The sequence below is a fragment of the Microbispora cellulosiformans genome (assembly GCF_008728085.1).
Lineage (GTDB): Bacteria > Actinomycetota > Actinomycetes > Streptosporangiales > Streptosporangiaceae > Microbispora > Microbispora amethystogenes.
Genome location: NZ_VYTZ01000027.1, coordinates 15,813 through 35,150, shown reverse-complemented (window position 1 = coordinate 35,150; position 19,338 = coordinate 15,813). Strand labels below are relative to the sequence as shown.

Below are 19,338 nucleotides of genomic sequence, written 5' to 3'. Positions count from 1 at the left end.
TTCCGAACCCGGAAGTTAAGCCCGCCAGCGCCGATGGTACTGCACCGGGGACGGTGTGGGAGAGTAGGACGCCGCCGGACAATTTTTTGAGGGGGGCCATCCCGGTCGGGATGGCCCCCTTTTTTTTGTGCCCAAACGTGGGCCGTCACGGTGCGGCCGGCGTGACCGCGGCCTTCAGCAGAGGCTCGACGCGATAGGGGATCTGGGTCGACAGGGCGATCGTCGTGTCCGTCCGCCGGACCGCCGGGGAGGCCAGGATCCGGGCGATGATCTCCTGTAGATGCGGCGTGCTGTGGGCGACCACCCGGCACAGCAGATCTGCCTGGCCGCTCGTGCCGTGCACCTCGAGGATCTCCGGGATCTCGGCCAGCGTCTCCACCGCCTCCGTCAGCCGGCCCTGCGCGATCTGCAGCGAGGCGAAGGCGAGGATGGGATAACCGATCTCCTCGGTGGCGATGGCGGGGCCGAAGTCCGTGATCACTCCGCGCGCGGTCAGCTTCTCCACGCGTGCCTGCACGGTGCCCCGGGCCACGCCGAGCAGGCGGGCCAGTTCGGTGAGCCCGATGCGGGGATGGGCTCGCATGGTGGTCAGCAGCCGGCTGTCGAGCGCGTCGAGCATGTGCCGAGGCTACGCCCGGAGCGGGCGAATCGACCAGTGTGATCAAGCAGAAACGATCAGATTTGTGCGATTCGCCCACTGCGACTGGTCACTCTTGCCACCTGTAGGGCGACTTGCTGTCATATAGAAGTATGTTCGAGGAAGCGCAGTATTTCGCTCCGGTGGCGACGAGGGATGACGGTTCCGTCGTCGTCGAGCTGGCCACCAGCCACCCGGGGTTCGCGGACCTGGTCTACCGGGAGCGGCGTAACGCGATCGCGGCGCTGGCGCTCGGTCACACGCCCGGCGACCCGATTCCCGTCGCCGAGTACACCGACGAGGAGCACCACGTGTGGGCGCTCGTCAGCAAGGAACTGGCGGTCAAGCACCACAAGTACGCGGTGCGCGAGTTCCTCCGCGGGGCGGAGCGGCTCGGGCTGCCCGAGCACCGCATCCCGCAGCTTCAGGAGGTCAGCGACCTGCTCCATCCGCTCACCGGATTCCGCTACCTGCCCGCCGCCGGGCTGGTGCCGCTCCGTGAGTTCTACGGCGTGCTGGCCGATGGCCTCTTCCACTCCACGCAGTACATCAGGCACCACTCGGTGCCCTTCTACACGCCGGAGCCGGACATCATCCACGAGGTGATCGGCCACGCCAACACTCTGGCCTCGCCCCGGTTCGCCGAGCTGTACCGGGCCGCCGGGCGGGCGGCGCGGCGGATGGAGACCACCGAGGCACTGGAGTTCGTCTCCAAGGTGTTCTGGTTCACGCTGGAGTTCGGCGTCATGCGGGAGGACGGCGAGCTCAGGGCGTACGGCGCGGGGATCCTCAGCTCGTACGGCGAGATCGAGGAGTTCCGCGGGATGGACATCCGCCCGCTCGACCTCGCCGTGATGGGCACCACCAAGTACGACATCACCAAGTATCAGGAGGTGCTCTTCGAGGCGGCCTCGTTCGACCACCTCGAAGACACCGTCGGGACGTTCTGGGACACCTGCGACGACGACGCCGTCACCCGTCTCCTGTCCGGGCGCCGGCCGTAGGGGCTCGTCTCCCGCTCAGGGCGCGGGGACGATCAGCAGGGCGTCGCCGACTCCCCGCTCCACGCCGTCGGACGGGTGGTTGACCACCTTCTTGCCGATGACCATGGCGCTGGACCCGCCGCCGTCCAGGTTGATCGCGTCACGCGCCCCGAGCCAGCGCATGAGCTCGGCCGCCTCGAAGAACGACGCGCCGATCGTGCCGCCGGGGTCGCGGCCGTCCACGACCGCGATGACGAGCTTGCCGTTCCGGGTGACGCCGGCGAGCGTCCGGGGGTGGCGGCGCAGGATCATGTTGGTGTTGGCCATGCCGTCCCGGCCGGGGGTGATCGTCGTCCGGCCCCCGCGGACCAGGCCCACGGCGCCGCCGATGATGTTGGTCTCCGGCGTCAGCGGGACGGCCCTCTTCGTGCGCAGGTCGGTGACCCGGGTCGTGATCCTGACCGTCGTGCCCTCGGTCACGTGCTCCGACAGCCAGTCGGCGCCCGCTCCTACGCCGTGCAGCACCCGCATCCCACGGGTGACCTTGCCGCCCGTGTCGCGGACGGCCAGTACCTTGCCGGTCGCGTCGAGGACCGCCTCGACGCCGTCGTCCTTCGGGGTCTCCCGCCCGAGCTCCTCGGTGTAGAGGACCACCTCGTCCGGCTGCGGCACCCGGTTGAGGCCGGCCACCTGGACGGTCGTCCCGTCGGCCGCGCGGGCGACCACCGAGGAGGACAACTCGGTGACCCGGGCCGTACGGCCCTTCAGGACCAGGCCGACCCGGCCGGGGACCGCCTCACTGAGCAGTTTCCCGCCCACGACCGAGATGCCGGTGGGGTCGCCACGGAAGGCGGGGAGGGTGTGGATGTCGAAGAAGCCGCCGTTCACCGCCGCCACGGCCTTCGCGGCGGTGGCCATCGCCGAGACCTTCTCCCGCTTGGCGACGCTTGTGCCCACCGAGGACCGGTAGGAGCCGCGGAAGGTGCGGGGATCGACCACGATCACCCGTACGCTCCAGGGGCCGGTGGTGACGAAGCCGTCGTCGCCCTGGAAGTCCACCTTCGCGCTCACGCCGGCGTCCTTGAGCTGCTTGACGACCTTGGCGGCCTCGGCCTTCTGGCTGAGCGGCCAGCCGCCGACGCGGACCATGTAGTAGTCGCCGGCGGGGAAGTCGGCCACGGCCGGCCGGGTGAACTTCACCACCGTGGGAGTGAACCCCGCCACCTGTACGGCGTCCGCCTGGGCCTGCGCGTTGGACTCGGACATGAAGTCCTTGCCCGCCACGACGACGCTGACCGTGTAACCGTCCTTCGCGGAGCCGTGCCGGAGTGTGAAGTAGCTGATGCCGGGTCCGAGGCTCTTGGCCGCCGACTTCGGTATCCCGGGCGCGCCGAGCGGAAAGCTCGTCGTCGGCAGGCCGGCGACGGGTTCGGCGGCTGCCGGGGCCGTAAGGGTGGTCGTCGTCAGGGCCAGTGCTGCGGCCCCGGCGATCAGGCGGCGTCTCATGCGGTTTACTCCCCATTGGTGATCCTTGCGGGACCATCGTGGCGAGACTGACACCCCTTGTGGAGGCGAACGCGCCAAAGGGCATCAAATTGCGACGTGCCACCGTCGGTGGCACGCGCAAAAACCGGATTAGGGGAGCATAAACGTACAAACTGCGCACTCGGCGGCTTATGCGGGATCGCGGGAGGCGCGGGCGTCCATCTCCCGGGCCCGCTGGACGAACTCCTGCGCGGAGCGGGCCTCGATGTGGACGAGCAGTCCGTCGGGGCGACGGAACATGCCCCAGTAGTGGGTGGTGGCCTGGCCCCACCAGATGGTCCAGCCGGGGAAACGCGCGGACAGGGCCCGTACCACCACGGCCGGGCTGATTCGGGGTTCGTTCATCGTGGGCACGCTTCGAGATAAGCACGATTCGGTGCGTGATCGCGAGTGTGCGAAGGGTAGCGGGTAGGAAGTCTTACACCGGGGTCGACATACCTACGTTCCGGTTATGACATCGCCATGAGTGGTCGTCCGCCCGGGCCGGTGGCGGCCGATCGCGCTCAGCCGCTCTCGCGGCGGAAGGTCTCCAGGGCCAGCAGTGCGACGTGCAGCGACAGGCACGACTCGACGTCGTCGAGGTCGATGTCGAGGACGCGCTCCAGCCGCCGCAGCCGGTCATAGAAGGCGGGCCGGGAGAGGTGGGCCTTCTGGGCGGCCACCGCCTTGTTGCGGCCCGAGTCGAGGTAGACGCGCAGGATGCGGGTCAGGTCGCCGTGCCGCTGCGCGTCGTGGGCGAGCAGGGCGCCGAGTTCGCGTTCGGCGAAGGTCTGGAGCCGCGCGTCGTCCCGCAGCAGGTGCAGCAGCCCGCGCAGCCGCAGATCGGGCAGGCGGTAGAACGGCCGTCCGTCGGGCCGGCGCACCGCGACCTCGGCGACCTGCTCGGCCTCCAGGAAGCTGCGCCGTACGTCCTTGATCGATTCCACGACGGAGCCGGCGGCGAGCACGAACGGGGTGACGAACCCGGCCCGCAGGCGCTCGGCCAGCGCGCCGAGCGCCGTCTCGGCGGCCGTACGGGGCGGCAGCGGCAGCAGCACCCCCACGCTGCTCTGGTCGAGCGCTCCCACCAGCGCGGGCAGCTTGGCCTCGCGGCACGCGGCGGCGCCGGCCTCGGCCAGTTCGCCGAGCCTGGCCTGCTCGCCCAGCGCGGTGCCGGCCGGGACCGCGCCCGCCGCGACTGTGCCGGCCGGGACCGGGCCGGCCGTGGAGGGCAGGCGGATGACGGCGCTCACCAGCCTGCGGCCGGTGAGCGGGACGCCGACGGCGCGGGCCCGCGCGGCGGCCTCGTCGGGGTCGGCGTAGGCGTGGGTGAGGATGCCGGTGAGTATGGTGCCGTGCGCCTGCCGCTCCAGGGACTCCTGGTGCCGCTCCAGCAGGCGGCCGAGCGCGAGGGTGGTCGCCGCGCGTTCGGCGAGCACGATGTCGCGGGGGCCGGGCGGGCCGTCGCACAGCAGGATGAGCCGTCCCCAGTCCTGGCCCCGGGCCCCGACCATGGTCACCAGCCATCCGGCGGCGGCGTCGTAGGCGGTCCGCCCGGACGGCATGACCGCGCGCGACCTGGCCTCCCAGTTGGCCAGCACGGTGCCGGTGTCGCCGCCGGCGGCGTCGCAGGCCAGCACCTGGTGGGCGAGGTTCTCGAGCAGCGCCGGGCGGCCGGAGAACCGGACGACCTGGTTCAGCACCTCCCCTGGGGAGGCGCCCTCGACGGACAGCTCGGTGAAGACCTCGTGCAGCTGCTCGGAGGCCCGCAACTCCTGGAGCTGGCTGTCGATGATCCGCGCGTGCACCGACTCGGTGATCTGCACGAAGGGCGTCTCGCGGGCCAGCGTGACGAGCGGCAGCCCGTGTTCCTCCGCGGCCCTGACCACCGCCCTCGGCAGCTCGCGGACGAACCGGCGGCCGAGCTCCACGACCAGTCCCGAGGCGCCCACCTCGGCCAGTTCGCCGATGTAGTCGGCCAGGCTGCCGGGTTCGTCCGGCAGCGCCACCCCGGTCGTGAGGACGAGCTCGCCGCCGCGCAGCAGATGCGCGATGTCGTGGACCTCGCCGACGTGCACCCAGCGGACCCGGGTGTCGAGCCGGTCGCCGCCCGCCACCACCCGGGGCTTGCCGCGCCGCACCGTGTCCAGGGCGAGCACGTCGGCGACCGTGGGGAGCATGGTCCGAGGCTACCTGATCATCTTGTAAGGGCGACCCGCCGAAACATGACAGTGTGCCGGGTCCGGTGTCAGGAGTCGCCCGTCCTGCGCCGGTCCAGTCCGTCGAGCAGGGCGGTCAGCCCGAACTCGAAGGCGAGCCGGCGGGCGACGAGGGGGTCGACCTCCATGGCGTTGTAGTCGCGGTAGCGCTTCAGCAGGTTGGGCCGGTCGGCCACCGCCTTCATCATGATCGGGTCGACCGCGGCCTGCAGGTCCGCGATGCTCCGGCCGGAACTCTCCACCGTGCCGAGGAATGCGACCTCGGGAATCGTCGCGCCCAGCGTGTACGACACGACGGCCGTGCAGGCGTAGTCCACGTCGACGCCCTGGAAACCCGCGCGGACGAACGCGCCCATCAGCCGGTCGGCCGCCGTGAGCGCGTTCGGCCCGAGCGCGGGGACCACCCCGATCAGGCCGGCGCTCCAGGGGTGGGCGAAGACCGCCCCCCGCATGCCGTACGCGAAGACTCTCGTGGTCTCCCGCCAGTCGGCGTCCTCGGGCAGCACGACGGCGGCGTAGACCTCGTCCATGACCAGCTCGATCAGCTCGTCCTTGTTCGCCACGTGCCAGTAGAGGCTGGTCGCCCCCGCGCCCAGGCGCGCGCCCAGTTTGCGCATACTGAGCGCGTCGAGGCCCTCGGCGTCGAGCAGTTCCACGGCCGCGCGGACGATCTGGTCGCGGCTGAGGCCCTGCTCGCGCGTTCCCCTGCGCTCACGGGTCCAGACGGAGGTGAACGGCTTCGGTGACACGCCCCCACGATATTCGCTCGCACGGTGTTCGATCTCGCCGTACAGTGTGCGAGACAACTCGCACACTGTACGAGGAGACGTACATGTCCCATCCCCGCCGATGGTGGATCCTCGGGGTCCTCTGCCTGAGCCTGCTGACTCTGGTCGTGGACAACACCGTGCTCAACCTCGCGATCCCGTCGCTCATGCGCGACCTCGGCGCCACCCCGCAGGACGTGCAGTGGATCATCGACGCGTACGTCCTGGTCTTCGCCGGGCTGCTGCTCACCGCGGGCAGCCTGTCCGACCGGTTCGGCAGGCGGCGGATGCTGGTGATCGGCCTGGCGTTCTTCGGCGGGGCCTCGCTCGCCGCCACCCTGGCCACCGAGCCCTGGCAGCTCGTCGGGGCCCGCGCGCTCATGGGCGTCGGTGGCTCGTGCGTCATGCCGTCCACCCTGTCGATCCTGATCACCGTCTTCGACGAGAGCGAGCGGCGCAAGGCCATCGCGGTGTGGAGCTCGGTCGCCATGGTCGGCGTCGTCGCCGGTCCCACGCTCGGCGGGTTCCTGCTCCGGCACTACTACTGGGGATCGGTCTTCCTGCTCAACGTGCCGATCGCGATCCTGGCGATCGCCGCCGCCGTCACGCTCATGCCCGAGACGTACGGCGTGGCGCGGCGGGCGGACCCGCTCGGCGTGATCCTGTCTGTCACGGGCATGGGCGGTCTCGTCTGGGCCGTCATCTCGGCGCCGGGCGGCCACCTCAACCCGGTGGTCGTCGCGGTCTCGGTGCTCGCCCTGGCGGCGTTCGTGCTGTGGGAGCGCCGCACCCAGCACCCCATGCTGCCGCTCGGCCTGTTCCGCGACCGCTCGTTCAGCGGCGCGTGCTTCTCCGTCGTGCTGCTGTCGTTCGGGGCGGGGGCGCTGATGCTGGCGCTCACGCAGTATCTGCAGTTCGTCCTCGGCTACGACCCGCTGACCGCCGGCTTCGCGCTGCTGCCGTACGTCGTGGCGGCGGCGCTCTTCAACGGCCTCGGCGCGGCGCTCGGCAAGAAGGTGAGCAACCGGACGCTCATCGTCGTGGGCCTGGTCGTGATGGCCGCCGGCTTCGCGCTGCTGTCCACGCTCACCGACGGGTACGGCACGATGATCGCCAGCCTGATGGTCATGGGGGTCGGCGGAGGACTGGCCGGCCCGGCGGCGTACGCCACGTTGATGGGCGCGGTGCCGCCCGACCACGCCGGGGTCGGCTCGGCGCTCAACGACACGGTGCAGCAGGTCGGCATGGCGCTGAGCGTGGCGGTGCTCGGCAGCGTGCTCGCCGCGGCGTACACCTCGGCCATGCCCGCGTCGGCCCCGACGGCGGCGCGCGAGTCGATCGGCGCCGCCGTGACGTCGGGCGATCCCTCGATGGCCGCCGCCGGGCGTGCGGCGTTCGTGTCGGCGATGTCGGCGGGCTCGTGGGTCGGGGCGGGCTGCTCGCTCGCGGCGGCCCTGGTCGCGCTGCTGGTCCTGCGCCGCAGGGCCGCCGCTCCCACCGCCGGCGCGGAGCCGGTGACGTCCGCCACTGTGTAAGAGGAAGCCGGATTGTCCCGACAGGCTGACGGGTGAGCCTCCGCCCGTCAGCCGGGATACTCAGAACATGTCGGACCTTCTCGCGCGCCATCGCGCGGTCATGCCCAACTGGATGGCCCTCTACTACAACGAGCCCATCGAGATCGTCGGCGGCAAGGGCAACCGGGTCGTCGACGCGGACGGGAAGAGCTACCTCGACTTCTTCGCCGGGATCCTGACCAACATGATCGGGTACGACGTGCCCGAGGTGCGGGAGGCCGTCGAGCGCCAGCTCGCCACCGGGGTCGTGCACACCTCGACGCTGTACCTCCTCCGCACCCAGGTCGAGCTGGCCGAGAAGATCGCCCGCCTGTCGGGCATCCCGGACGCCAAGGTCTTCTTCACCAACTCCGGCACCGAGGCCAACGAGACGGCCCTGCTGCTGGCCACCTACGCCCGGGGGACCGACCAGGTGCTCGCGATGCGGCAGAGCTACCACGGCCGGTCGTTCGGCGCGATCAGCGTCACCTCCAACCGCGCCTGGAAGAACAACTCGCTGTCGCCGCTCAACGTGCACTTCCTGCACGGCGCCGACCGCCACCTCACGCAGTTCCGCGGCATGTCCGACGCCGACTACATCGCCGCCTGCGTGGACGACCTGCGCCACGTGCTCGCCACCGCCGTCACCGGGAACGTCGCCGCGCTGATCGCCGAGCCCATCCAGGGCGTGGGCGGCTTCACCGCGGCCCCCGACGGGCTGTTCGCCGCGTACAAGGAGGTCCTCGACGAGGAGGGCATCCTGTTCGTCAGCGACGAGGTGCAGACGGGTTGGGGCCGTACGGGCTCGGCGTTCTTCGGCATCCAGAACCACGGCGTGACGCCGGACATGATGACCTTCGCCAAGGGGCTCGGCAACGGCTTCGCCGTCGGCGGCATCGTGGCGCGCGGCGACCTCATGGACGGCCCGCACGCCATCGGCCTGTCGACCTTCGGCGGCAACCCGATCTCGATGGCGGCGGCCAACGCGACGCTCGACTACGTGCTCGACCACGATCTGCAGGCCAACGCGGCGCGTACCGGGGACATCCTGATCTCCGGGCTGCGCGAGGCGGCCGGGCGGCTGCCCGTCGTGGGCGACGTCAGGGGCCGCGGCCTGATGTTCGCCGTCGACCTGGTCGACCCCGCCACCGGAGCACCTGCCCCCGCGCTGGCCGCCCGCTTCATGGAGGAGACCAAGAAGCTCGGCCTGCTCGCCGGCAAGGGCGGCCTGTATGGGAGCACGCTGCGCATGGCCCCGCCGCTCACCCTCACCGAGGACGAGGCCCGCGAGGGCCTCGGCATCCTCGTCACCGCTCTGGAGACCGTCGACGATGAAGCACGTTAACCACTGGATCGGGGGCGCTCGTACGGGCGAGGGCGCCCGTACGGCCGAGCTGTTCGATCCGGCGACGGGCGAGGTGAGCGGCCGGGTGTCGCTCGCCTCGGCCGGCGAGGTCGACGCGGCCGTGGAGGCGGCCGCGCGCGCCTTCCCCGCCTGGCGGGACGCCTCACTGGTCAAGCGCACGCAGGTGCTGTTCCGGTTCCGCGAGCTGATGGACGCGCACCGCGACGATCTGGCCGCGCTGATCACCGCCGAGCACGGCAAGGTCCACTCCGACGCGCTGGGCGAGGTGGCCCGCGGCCTGGAGGTCGTGGAGTTCGCCTGCGGCATTCCCCACCTGCTCAAGGGCGGCTACTCGGAGAACGTCTCGACCCGCGTCGACTCCTACTCGATCCGTCAGCCGCTCGGGGTGGTCGCGGGGATCACGCCGTTCAACTTCCCGGCGATGGTGCCGATGTGGATGTTCCCGGTGGCCATCGCCTGCGGGAACACGTTCGTGCTCAAGCCGTCCGAGCGCGACCCCTCGGCGTCGCTGCTCATCGCCGAGCTGTGGCAGCGGGCGGGGCTGCCGGACGGAGTGTTCAACGTCGTCCAGGGCGACAAGGTCGCGGTCGACCGGCTGCTGGAGCACCCGGCCGTACGGGCGGTGTCGTTCGTCGGTTCCACGCCGATCGCCCGGTACGTCTACGAGACCGGGACGGCCCACGGCAAGCGGGTGCAGGCCCTCGGCGGCGCGAAGAACCACATGCTCGTGCTGCCCGACGCCGACCTCGACCTGGTCGCCGACTCGGCCGTCTCGGCGGGCTTCGGCTCGGCGGGGGAGCGATGCATGGCGATCTCCGTGGTGCTCGCCGTCGACCCGGTCGGCGACGACCTGGTCGAGAAGATCGTGTCGCGGGTGCGCGACCTGACCGTCGGCCCGGGCGACGACCCCGAGTCGCAGATGGGCCCGCTGGTCACCGCGGCGCACCGCGACAAGGTGGAGTCGTACCTCGATCTCGGCGTCGAGGAGGGGGCCAAGCTCGTGGTCGACGGCCGGGAGACGCCGGTGCGGGGCGGCCGGGGCGACGGCTTCTGGCTGGGCCCCACCGTGCTCGACCACGTGCCGCCGAACTCCCGCGTCCACCGCGAGGAGATCTTCGGCCCGGTGCTGTCGATCGTGCGGGTCCGCTCGTACGAGGAGGGCCTGGAGCTGATCAACACCGGCGAGTACGGCAACGGCACGGCGATCTTCACCAACGACGGCGGCGCGGCCCGGCGCTTCCAGAACGAGGTCGAGGTCGGCATGGTCGGCATCAACGTGCCGATCCCGGTGCCGATGGCGTTCTACAGCTTCGGCGGCTGGAAGGCCTCGCTGTTCGGCGACACCCACGTGCACGGCACCGAGGGGGTCCACTTCTACACGCGGGGCAAGGTCGTCACCTCCCGGTGGCTCGACCCCTCCCACGGCGGCGTGAACCTGGGATTCCCCACCAACGGCTGAGACCGCCCGGCCGGCCGTGCCCGGTCCGGCGGCGCGTCCGCCGGACCGGACGAGGTTCCGCGTCTTTCGGAGAGTCAAAGCGGAAGGGCCGCACGCCGCCGATCACTCCAGGGGCGGTGTCCACGGCCGCGTCACAGGCACTCGGGCAGATGCCATATCTTCAGCAACGCCTTCGGGACCTTGGCGAGGCAGCCGCCGGTGTCGCCGCGGTACTCCCAGCCGTGGTGACCGCGTTTGCGCCACACATGCGGGCCGTCCTGGTAGCTGATCGGGTCGCCCTTGACGCCGATGGAGCCGACGGCCCAGTACACGTCCTTCGCGGCGGTGGCTCCCCTTATCTTCCCGTAGTAGACCTGCTCCGGTCCGTCGACCCTGTTCCGGGTGCCGGGGTGGTATGGCCCGTAGTACTTCTTGTAGAAGGCGTCGGCGAGCTTGTGCCGGATCTTCTCCGTCAGCCGGAGGTTGACCGCCTTGCCGCGCGCGCTGTGCGCCTGTCCCGTCGCCCGCTGAAGCGGTGCGGCGGCCACCGCCGGAAGAGCGGCGGTCAGTGTGATCGCCGCCGTCGCGGCAGCCGACAGAGCGGCTGTCCATCTGGTCACGTTCCACCACTTCCCTCACCGCGCCGACAGTCCGTACGAGCGGAAGCGCGCGCGACGTGCCCTCCGGCGCCCCGGCTGGATTCCGCGTCTTTCCCCAAAGACCGTAAGACGACAGATTCATCGACGCGAGAAACCGCCGGAATCCGAGCCTCCTTCGTTATGCGCACAGAACCGGAGTCGTACGTCCGCCCTGAGCGCGTGACACGCGCCGCCGGACTCACGGGCCGGTTCGCCGTACGGAGAACGCCTGCCGTTCTCCGTGGTGAGCCAGTTCGCGCCTTTTCCCGTTCTCGGTGACCGTCACGGCGCTGGCGTCGTCGAGTACGACGTCGAGTTCTTTGGAGAAGAAACTCTTGCTCTCGTTCTTCGATAGGTCCCGGTCGATGAGCACCTCGCCGCCCGGTTCACGGACGAAGACCGGACACCGGGACAGGTCGCATCGGATGGTCAGGGTGGGGACGCGGGCGGATCTCCCGGCCGAGGGCGTAGGGGAGCCGGTGGGTGTCTCCCGCGCTTTGGCCCGAGGGGACGGTCGGTAGTCCTGGAGGAAGAAAAAGGTCGTCACGACGGCCGCGACCACGACGGCGGCGATCAGTATGCCGCGTCGCATCGCGCGTCCGACGCGGGCGATTGAGCGGCCTTATGCGGGCGATGGTACGCGGCGTGGCGCGCCGCCGTCGCCCGCGGCCCGCGCGGGCGCGGGCCGTTCCCCGGGCCGCCTCCGGGGTGCCGGGCCAGTAGGCTCGGGACGTCCGTCTCTTCCCTGGGGGTCGTGCGTGCGCCGTACACATGTGGCCGTGGTGGCGGTGGCGTCCGCCGCGCTGCTCGCCGCCTGCGGCAGCCGTTCCGCGCCGGGGACGGAGACGGTCACGCCGGGCGCCTCGGAGGCGGCCGCGTCGACGACGGCCTCCACCGGCCCCGGCCCGTCCGCACCGGCCGCCACACCCACGCCGACACCCGCGGCCTCGCTCGGGCCGGGCGAGGGAACGGTCAGCGTGGTCGCGCTCGACGGGTACGCCGAGTGGGGCGGCGTCGATCCCAAGGTGAAGTGGGTCGGCACGTTCGAGAAGGAGACGGGCTGCAAGGTCAGCCTCCGGTTCTACGACCCCCGCCAGGAGGAGAAGCCGGGCGACTTCGCGCCGTCGTCGTTCGACGTGGTCTCCGCGACGCCGGAGGTGGGCGGCAGGCTGATGGCGGAGGGCAGGGCAGCACCGCTGAACACCGCGCTGCTCACCGGCTACGACAAGATCCCCAAGCGGCTGCGCACGCTGCCGTCGGTGACCCGGGGCGAGCAGGTGTACGGCGTGCCGTACGTCTGGGCGACCAACGAGGTCCTCTACGACTCCGGCAAGGTCCGTTCGGCCGGGCCGGAGTCGTTGTTCGAGGACAAGGGGCCGGTGCTGCTCCGCGACCGCCCGCTGTCGCTGGCGGACGCCGCGCTGGTGCTCAAGGCGCGCGGCGCGGACATCGAGGACCCGTTCGACCTCACCGACGACCAGCTCGACGCCGCCGCCGACCTGTTCCGCGCGGGCGACGCGGGCAGCCGTCTCTACTGGCGTGACCCCATCCAGGTCGTCCAGGCCTTCGCGACGGGGTCCGTACGGCTCGCGCAGGCCACGCCGTACCACGCGGACGTGCTCAGCCACGGGCACAAGCCCGTCAAAGTGGCGGGGGACCGGCCGGTGACCGGCTGGGCCGACGCCTGGATGCTGTCGGCGCAGGCCCCCCACCCCTCCTGCGCGTACAAGTGGCTCGACTTCACCGCCTCGGCCGACGTGCAGCGGAAGGTGTCGGCCTGGATGGGCCTCGCCCCGGCCAACCCCGAGGCCTGCACCGGCGCGGCCCGCCGGATCTGCGCCGACTACGAGGTCGGAGAACCGGGCGCGTTCAAGGACGTCTACTTCGCGGTGCGCCCCGAGGCATACGACAAGTGGGTCGGCCACTGGTCCCGCATCGTGCCCTGACGTCGCCCCATGGCAGGAAGACGTGTTCGATGACCTCAAGGTCTCCGTACTTCTGGTACTACCTCTTCTTCTTCTCTTGCGCGTATGGGTCGGGCACGCTGCTGACGCTGTTGGTCTTCGGTGCGAGTATCGACCACAGGGTCACTCCTGGGCGTCCGGACGACGAGGGCCTGGGAATGTCGCTGTTCGCCGTTTTCGGGCTCCTGCTTGATTTCGCCGCTCTCCTGATCTTTCGCCGGTCCTGGGCGGCGTGGATACTGTGCGGGCTCACCGCCCTGCTGGCGGTCGTCGCCATGACGAAACTGCTCGCGTAGTCTCCCCCGTCCGGGTGCGGCGGGGGCGCCGGCTCGTGTGGGTGACGGGGGTGGCGGGGTCGGGGTGCCTGGTTCGGTGATCCGGGCGGAGGCTTTGCGGGGCCCCGGTTTTGTCGGTGGCGGAAGAAAGAATCAGCGTGTGGATGTCGGGGGCGCGAGCTCCGCTCCGGCTCCTCAGTGAGTGCCGCCCATGGCGGTCCCACCGAGACGAAAAGGACACGACGATGACGCTCGCATATGCTCCCTCCCTCACCGGCGAGATCGTGCGGCCCGGCGACGAGGCGTACGAGACCCTGTGCCGGACCTCCGGCGGCACCGGCAGCCCCGCGTACATCGTGCGCTGCCGCGCCGCGGAGGAGGTCGCGCAGGCCGTCAGGTTCGCGGCGGAGGAGGGCCTGACGCTGTCGGTGCGCAGCGGCGGGCACCACGGGGCGGGGTTCGCCACCAACGACGGCGGCGTGGTGATCGACCTGGCGCCCATCAACGGGGTGGAGGTGTTCGGCGGCCTGGACGACATCGTGCGGATCGGCGCCGGCGCGCGGTGGGGCGAGGTGGCCCGCGCGCTCGCGCCGTACGGCCTGGCCGTCTCCTCGGGAGACACCGCGGCGGTGGGTGTCGGCGGACTGATGCTCGGCGGCGGCATCGGGTGGATGGTGCGCAAGCACGGCCTGGCCCTGGACCATCTCGTCGCCGCCGAAGTGGTGACCGCCGACGGCCGGATCGTCCGGGCGAGCGCGACGGAGCACCCCGACCTGTTCTGGGCGATCCGGGGCGGCGGTGGCAACTTCGGCGTGGTGACCACGTTCGAGGTCGCCGCCACGCGCGAGCGGGAGGTGACCTTCGCCCGGGTCGTCTATCCGGCGAGCCAGGCGGCTCGGGTGCTCAGGGGCTGGCGCGATGTCATGCGGGTGGCGGGTGACGAGCTCACGTCCACCGCGCACCTGTCTCCCGCGTCCGGCGACGACGTCCCGCCCACGGTCGTGATCACCGCCTGCCAGGCCGGCGGCGACCACGACGCGGTGGAGCCGCTGACCCGGCTCGGCGACGCCCTCAGCGTGGACGTCGAGATCAAGCCGTACGCGGACCTGCTGGTGGAGACCCCGCCGGGACCGCGGCCGGCCTGGCACGCGGTGCTGCACAACCGGTTCGCCCGGTCCTGCACCGACGAGCTGATCGACACGCTCGTGTCGCGTGCGGGCGACATCCCGATGACGGTGGTGGAGTTGCGGGCCCTCGGCGGGGCGATGGGCCGCGTGCCGGCCGGCGCCACCGCCTTCGCCCACCGGGACGCCGATGTCCTGCTGACCACGGTCGTGCTGGGCGGCCAGGCGGAGCGCGCGCCGGTCCGGGAGAAGCTCGAAGCCCTGTGGCGTGGCCTCGCTCCCCACACCGGCGGGGCGTACGGCAACTTCCTGAGCGAGCCGTCGAAGGACGACGTGGCCGCCGTCTACCCGGCCGGCACCTACGATCGGCTCACCGCCGTCAAGCGCCTGTACGACCCCGCGAACCTGTTCGACCAGAACATCAACGTCGGGCCGGAAGGGAGCCGCTGACGCGTCAGGACATGGCCGCGCGGGAGCGGCGGGGCAGCGGCACCTTTCCCTCGGGCGCGGGCAGCAGGGCCTCGGCGCAGTCGTCGCAGGCGTGGACGGGGGCGTTGTCGGGCAGCATGCCCACCTTGACCCGGGGGCGGGGCCACTTCTTGTGGCAGACGACACAGGCGTCGCCGTCGCGCTGCGTGGTGGTCAGACCGGCAGGGTCGAACGTCAGCATGAGCCGCTCGGCGCCGTTCGGGTTCCAGCTCATCAAAGTCCCCCCTCGATCGCCTATCGGAACCGTTATAACGCGGTTACCCTTCGTGATCGGCGCGAGTCGGGCCAAGCGATGGTTAAATCGCGGCATAACGCAAGCCGTACGACATCAAAAGGGACACCCTGGAAGATAACGGGTGCCCCTTTTGATCCGTTTGAAACGGTCTAATCGATGTTGAGGGCCTTCTCCAGGATGGACAGGCCCTCCTCCAGCAGGTGGTCGGGGATGACCAGCGGCGGCAGGAAGCGCAGCACGTTGCCGTAGGTTCCGGCGGTCAGCGCGAGAAGCCCCTGCTCATGGCACCTGCGCGCGATCTCGCCGGCCGGGTGGGGCTCCTTGGTCCCCGGCACCACGAGTTCGATCGCGATCATCGCTCCGCGCCCGCGCACGTCGCCGATGATCGGGTTGCGCTCCTGGAGGGCCCGGAGACGGGGAAGCATGATCTCGCCGATGTGCCGGGCCCGCTCGACGAGCTTCTCCTCCTCGATGGTCTCCAGCACGCCCAGGGCCGCCTCGCAGGCGAGGGGGTTGCCGCCGTACGTGCCGCCGAGCCCGCCCGTGTGGACGTGGTCGAGCAGGTCGGCCCTGCCGGTCACGGCCGCCAGCGGGAGACCGCCGGCGATGCCCTTGGCGGTGCAGATGATGTCCGGGACGATCCCCTCGTCCTCGCAGGCGAACAAGTGGCCGGTCCGGGCGAAGCCCGTCTGGACCTCGTCGGCGATGAAGACGATGCCGTTGGCCCGGCAGTACTCCACGATCTTCGGCAGGAACCCGCGGGCCGGCTCGATGAACCCGCCCTCGCCCGCGATCGGCTCGATGAGCACCGCCGCGACGTTCTCCGCGCCGACCTGCTTGTTGATCATGTCGATCGCCTGCGCCGCGGCCTCCTCGGCGCAGTTCTCCGGCCCGGTGGGCCAGCGGAACGGGTAGGCGAGCGGCACCCGGTACACCTCAGGCGCGAACGGGCCGAATCCGTGCTTGTACGGCATGCTCTTGGCCGTCAGCGACATCGTGAGCAGCGTGCGACCGTGGTAGCCGTGGTCGAACACGACGACCGCCTGCCGCCCGGTGGCGTGCCTGGCGACCTTGACCGCGTTCTCGACGGCCTCCGCGCCGCTGTTCACCAGGAACGTGCGCTTCTCGTGGTCGCCGGGGGTCAGGTCGTTGAGCTTCTCGCAGACCGCCACGTACGACTCGTACGGCGCGACCATGAAGCAGGTGTGGGTGAAGTCGGCGACCTGCTTCTGTACGCGCTCGACGACCCGGGGGGCGGCGTTGCCGACGTTGGTCACGGCGATGCCGGAGCCGAAGTCGATCAGGGAGTTGCCGTCCGCGTCGACGATCACGCCGCCGCCCGCGTGGGTCACGAAGACGGGCAGCGTGGTGCCGATGCCCGGAGGCACGGCCGACTGCTTGCGCGCGAACAGCTCGCGGGACCGCGGGCCGGGGATCTCGGTGACGAGGCGGCGCTCCTGGGGGAGCTGCGGGCCGCCGTGCGTGGTCGCAGTGCTCATATCTGAGACGCTACGGCTACCACTACCACCTGCCGATATGCCGCTATGTCAGAATGTAGGCGCACTTTTAGCCGGTCCGCACAAGCCGGCGAATCGGGGGAGAGGGGGCCGTGGCACCCACGCTGCGCCGGGTCACGGCGATCGTACCGCTCCACCTGGAGGTTCTCGCCGGGAGGAGCGAACTCGACCGCCCGGTGCGATGGGTCGCCGTGAGCGAGCTGGAGGACCCCACCCCGTTCCTTGAGGGCGGGGAACTCGTGCTCACCACCGGCATGCGCCTGTCCGGCGCCGACGCCGGCCCGTACGTCTCCCGGCTCGTGGCACGGGGCGTCGCGGGGCTGGGGTTCGGTGTGGGGCTGAGCCACGACGTCGTCCCGCCGGAGTTCGCCGACGCGGCCGAGTCCGCCGGGCTGCCGCTGGTCGAGGTGCCGAGAGACACCCCGTTCATCGCGATCGGCAAGGCCGTCAGCGACCTGCTGGCGGGGGAGCAGTACGAGGAGATCAGCCGCGCCTTCGCCGCGCAGGGCAGGCTGACCCGGGCGGCCCTTCGGCGCCGGGGACCGGTGGCGGTGGTGGACCGGCTGGCCAGGGAGATCGGCGGCTGGGCGCTGCTGCTCGACCCCTCCGGCGCGGTCCGGCACGCCGCGGACGCGACCGGCCGCCAGGCATCCGGTGCGTACGGACCCGGCGCACGCGGGGCCGGGGAGGACGAAGCGACGGCGCGTCACGCCGGAGAGCACGGGGCCGCCCCCCGGGGGCCACAGGCGGAGCCGCGGGGACCACAGGCCAACACAGCGGCGCAGGACGGCCCGGTGGAGGACTGGGCGCGGGAGACGGCCCGGTCGCTGGAGCCCGAGATCGCCCGGCTGCGGAGCGCGCCGTCCCCGGCGAGCCTCGCGCTGGCCACCCCGCACGAGCACGTCGTCGTCCAGCCGCTGGGCCGCCGGGGGTTCTTCGCCGTGGGTTCCCCGCGGCCGTTCTCGCCCATCGCGCACACGGTCGTCAACGCGGCCGGGTCCCTGCTGACGCTCGCGCTGGAACAGGGCAGGGAGCAGCGCGCCGCCGCGGCGCAGGTGCGCGCCGCGGTGCTGCGGCTGCTGCTGGCCGGGGAGACCGGCGCCGCGGCGCGCACGCTGGCGGCCCTCGGCATGCGGCTGCCCGCCGAGCCGGTCACGGTCCTGGTCTGCCAGACCTCCGACCCGGACGCGCTGACCGAGGCGCTGGGCGGCGCGGCGCCCGCCTGCCTCACCGCTCCCTGGGAGGGCCTGCTCGTCGTGGCGGCTCCGGACGCGTACGCGGAGGAGGTCGTCGCGCTGGCCGTGCGGTACGGCCGGGTCGGCGTCGGCGCGCCCGGAGTGGACCTGTCCTCGGGACACGGCTCCTTGGGACACGGCTCCTTGGGACACGGCGCGGAACCAGGCCCGGCCGGCGAGGGAGCCGACGCCGCGGGCGGCGTTCTCGCGGGCGGCGGGCCCCGGCTGGACCTCGCCGTCGGGCTGGACCAGGCCCGGCGGGCACTCGCCTCGGCCGCACCGGTGGCGCGCTTCACCGAACTCGCGGGTCAGGGACTGCTGTCGCTGCTGGATCCGGACGCCGCGGCGTCGTTCGCCGCCGCGATTCTCGCGCCGCTCCGCGAGTACGGCTCCCGCGCCGACCTCGTCGAGTCGCTGCGTGCCTATCTGGCCAGCAACGGGCACTGGGACGCCGCCGCGCAGCGTCTCGGCGTGCACCGGCACACGCTGCGCTACCGCATGAAGCGGGTGAGCGAGTTGCTCGGGCGAAACCTCGACGACCCCGCCGTACGCGCCGAACTCTGGATCGCGCTGTGCGTGTGACCGTGCGACGGGGGTCTGTCAGGCCTGGGGGCGGGCGATGAACGCCCGGATGGCCGCGTTCGTCACTATCTCGTACGTTTTGCCGTCCGGCAGGTGCCCGGCACGTTCCAGACTGAGCGCGCCCTGCGCGGCGGCCCACAGCGTGTCGGCGACCTTCCGGGGCTGGGTCGGCACCAGGCGGCCCGCCGAGATGCATTCGGCGATCACCCGGTCGACGATGTTGAGCGCGGCCCTCGCCAGCGTGCGGGCGCGCTCGCTCGGGACGAACCCGGGGATGGCCCGCTCGAACATCAGGCTGTAGTAGCCGGGCTCGGACAGCGCGGCCTCGCGGTAGGCGGGCCCCAGCAGGCTGAGGTGCTCCATCGGGTCGGCGCGGTGCGGCACGGCCTCCAGCCTGCGGCGGAACCGTTCGAAGCCCTCCAGGTAGAGCGCCTCGGCCAGGCCTTCCTTGCTGCCGAACATCGTGTAGATCAGCTGGGTGGAGCAGCCGGCCTCCGACGCGATCCTGCGTACGGTGAGGCTCTCCGGGCCCGCGGAGGCGAGCAGATCGTTGGCGACGTCGAGAAGGCGAGTGCGCAGCTCGTCGTAGTTGCTCCGATGGCCGCGTGCGTAGGCACCCTGAAGACCGAGCGGCGCCGGCGTACCCATCAGCGACGAGCCCTTCTGATTGTGGGGGTCCCGCGACAGACCCGGAAGATGACTTAACCATGCCGCTCGGCTTTCAAACCGCCGGTAAACCGAAAACATCATGAAATTGCCGCGCATCCGTGACATCCCACCATAGTTGTCCAC

Annotated in this window: 18 protein-coding genes and 1 rRNA gene; 9 read left to right on the top strand and 10 right to left on the bottom strand. The window is 71.3% G+C overall.

All coding sequences use genetic code 11. The features are described from left to right. Positions 1-80 (top strand): 5S ribosomal RNA (gene rrf, locus F5972_RS36415); the annotation flags it as partial. A gap of 65 nt (positions 81-145) precedes the next feature. Here the strand turns inward: rrf and F5972_RS36410 are convergent. Continuing rightward, positions 146-619 (bottom strand): Lrp/AsnC family transcriptional regulator, encoded by a 474-nt coding sequence (locus F5972_RS36410; RefSeq protein WP_150940654.1) that lies wholly within the window; start codon positions 617-619, stop codon positions 146-148. 131 nt (positions 620-750) lie between these two features. On the opposite strand from F5972_RS36410, the gene F5972_RS36405 reads away from it, so the two are divergent. Further along, positions 751-1,641 carry a phenylalanine 4-monooxygenase gene (locus tag F5972_RS36405; protein ID WP_150940652.1) on the top strand — a complete coding sequence of 297 codons (891 nt, stop codon included), beginning with the start codon at positions 751-753 and terminating at the stop codon, positions 1,639-1,641. Positions 1,642-1,656: 15 nt separating this feature from the next. On the opposite strand, the gene F5972_RS36400 is transcribed toward F5972_RS36405, so the two are convergent. The 4 genes from F5972_RS36400 to F5972_RS36385 form a co-directional block, all read right to left on the bottom strand. Next, positions 1,657-3,126: a phosphodiester glycosidase family protein gene (locus F5972_RS36400; protein WP_150940650.1), complete on the bottom strand. Its 1,470-nt coding sequence runs from the start codon at positions 3,124-3,126 to the stop codon at positions 1,657-1,659. A 168-nt stretch (positions 3,127-3,294) separates the two neighbouring features. Further along, positions 3,295-3,510: a hypothetical protein gene (locus F5972_RS36395; protein ID WP_150940649.1), complete on the bottom strand. Its 216-nt coding sequence runs from the start codon at positions 3,508-3,510 to the stop codon at positions 3,295-3,297. A gap of 158 nt (positions 3,511-3,668) precedes the next feature. Further along, complete coding sequence (locus F5972_RS36390) at positions 3,669-5,324, bottom strand: PucR family transcriptional regulator (RefSeq protein ID WP_150940647.1); 1,656 nt, start codon at positions 5,322-5,324, stop codon at positions 3,669-3,671. Positions 5,325-5,392: 68 nt separating this feature from the next. Next, positions 5,393-6,112, bottom strand: a complete 720-nt coding sequence (locus tag F5972_RS36385) for a TetR/AcrR family transcriptional regulator C-terminal domain-containing protein (protein ID WP_150940645.1) — start codon at positions 6,110-6,112, stop codon at positions 5,393-5,395. An 83-nt stretch (positions 6,113-6,195) separates the two neighbouring features. Between F5972_RS36385 and F5972_RS36380 the strand changes: the two genes are divergently transcribed. From F5972_RS36380 to F5972_RS36370, 3 genes are all read left to right on the top strand, one after another. Next, a complete protein-coding gene (locus tag F5972_RS36380) occupies positions 6,196-7,665 on the top strand; it encodes an MFS transporter (RefSeq protein ID WP_150940643.1) in 1,470 nt (489 codons plus the stop codon). A 67-nt stretch (positions 7,666-7,732) separates the two neighbouring features. Then, positions 7,733-9,028: an aspartate aminotransferase family protein gene (locus F5972_RS36375; protein WP_150940641.1), complete on the top strand. Its 1,296-nt coding sequence runs from the start codon at positions 7,733-7,735 to the stop codon at positions 9,026-9,028. Next, positions 9,015-10,508 (top strand): CoA-acylating methylmalonate-semialdehyde dehydrogenase, encoded by a 1,494-nt coding sequence (locus F5972_RS36370; RefSeq protein WP_150940640.1) that lies wholly within the window; start codon positions 9,015-9,017, stop codon positions 10,506-10,508. Before F5972_RS36375 ends, F5972_RS36370 begins: the two co-directional genes overlap by 14 nt. A gap of 131 nt (positions 10,509-10,639) precedes the next feature. On the opposite strand, the gene F5972_RS36365 is transcribed toward F5972_RS36370, so the two are convergent. Both F5972_RS36365 and F5972_RS36360 read right to left on the bottom strand, forming a co-directional pair. Continuing rightward, positions 10,640-11,107 (bottom strand): hypothetical protein, encoded by a 468-nt coding sequence (locus tag F5972_RS36365; RefSeq protein ID WP_150940637.1) that lies wholly within the window; start codon positions 11,105-11,107, stop codon positions 10,640-10,642. Between the two features lie 217 nt (positions 11,108-11,324). Beyond that, positions 11,325-11,717: a hypothetical protein gene (locus F5972_RS36360; protein WP_150940635.1), complete on the bottom strand. Its 393-nt coding sequence runs from the start codon at positions 11,715-11,717 to the stop codon at positions 11,325-11,327. Between the two features lie 166 nt (positions 11,718-11,883). Between F5972_RS36360 and F5972_RS36350 the strand changes: the two genes are divergently transcribed. The 3 genes from F5972_RS36350 (at position 11,884) to F5972_RS36340 (ending at position 14,938) form a co-directional block, all read left to right on the top strand. Beyond that, a complete protein-coding gene (locus F5972_RS36350) occupies positions 11,884-13,071 on the top strand; it encodes an extracellular solute-binding protein (RefSeq protein WP_191910499.1) in 1,188 nt (395 codons plus the stop codon). A 29-nt stretch (positions 13,072-13,100) separates the two neighbouring features. After that, positions 13,101-13,385: a hypothetical protein gene (locus F5972_RS36345; RefSeq protein WP_150940632.1), complete on the top strand. Its 285-nt coding sequence runs from the start codon at positions 13,101-13,103 to the stop codon at positions 13,383-13,385. A gap of 224 nt (positions 13,386-13,609) precedes the next feature. Continuing rightward, positions 13,610-14,938 (top strand): FAD-binding oxidoreductase, encoded by a 1,329-nt coding sequence (locus F5972_RS36340; RefSeq protein ID WP_150940630.1) that lies wholly within the window; start codon positions 13,610-13,612, stop codon positions 14,936-14,938. A 4-nt stretch (positions 14,939-14,942) separates the two neighbouring features. On the opposite strand, the gene F5972_RS36335 is transcribed toward F5972_RS36340, so the two are convergent. Together F5972_RS36335 and gabT are read right to left on the bottom strand one after the other, a co-directional pair. Continuing rightward, the gene (locus F5972_RS36335; protein ID WP_111699306.1) at positions 14,943-15,191 is read right to left on the bottom strand and encodes a hypothetical protein; all 249 of its coding nucleotides are present in this window, start codon (positions 15,189-15,191) and stop codon (positions 14,943-14,945) included. A gap of 170 nt (positions 15,192-15,361) precedes the next feature. Further along, a complete protein-coding gene (gene gabT, locus F5972_RS36330) occupies positions 15,362-16,711 on the bottom strand; it encodes a 4-aminobutyrate--2-oxoglutarate transaminase (protein ID WP_150940628.1) in 1,350 nt (449 codons plus the stop codon). Between the two features lie 110 nt (positions 16,712-16,821). Here gabT and F5972_RS36325 point away from each other — a divergent pair, with 110 nt between their 5' ends. Continuing rightward, positions 16,822-18,546: a PucR family transcriptional regulator gene (locus F5972_RS36325; RefSeq protein ID WP_225312219.1), complete on the top strand. Its 1,725-nt coding sequence runs from the start codon at positions 16,822-16,824 to the stop codon at positions 18,544-18,546. An 18-nt stretch (positions 18,547-18,564) separates the two neighbouring features. On the opposite strand, the gene F5972_RS36320 is transcribed toward F5972_RS36325, so the two are convergent. Then, complete coding sequence (locus F5972_RS36320) at positions 18,565-19,194, bottom strand: TetR/AcrR family transcriptional regulator (RefSeq protein ID WP_150940626.1); 630 nt, start codon at positions 19,192-19,194, stop codon at positions 18,565-18,567. Positions 19,195-19,338 lie beyond the last annotated feature (144 nt).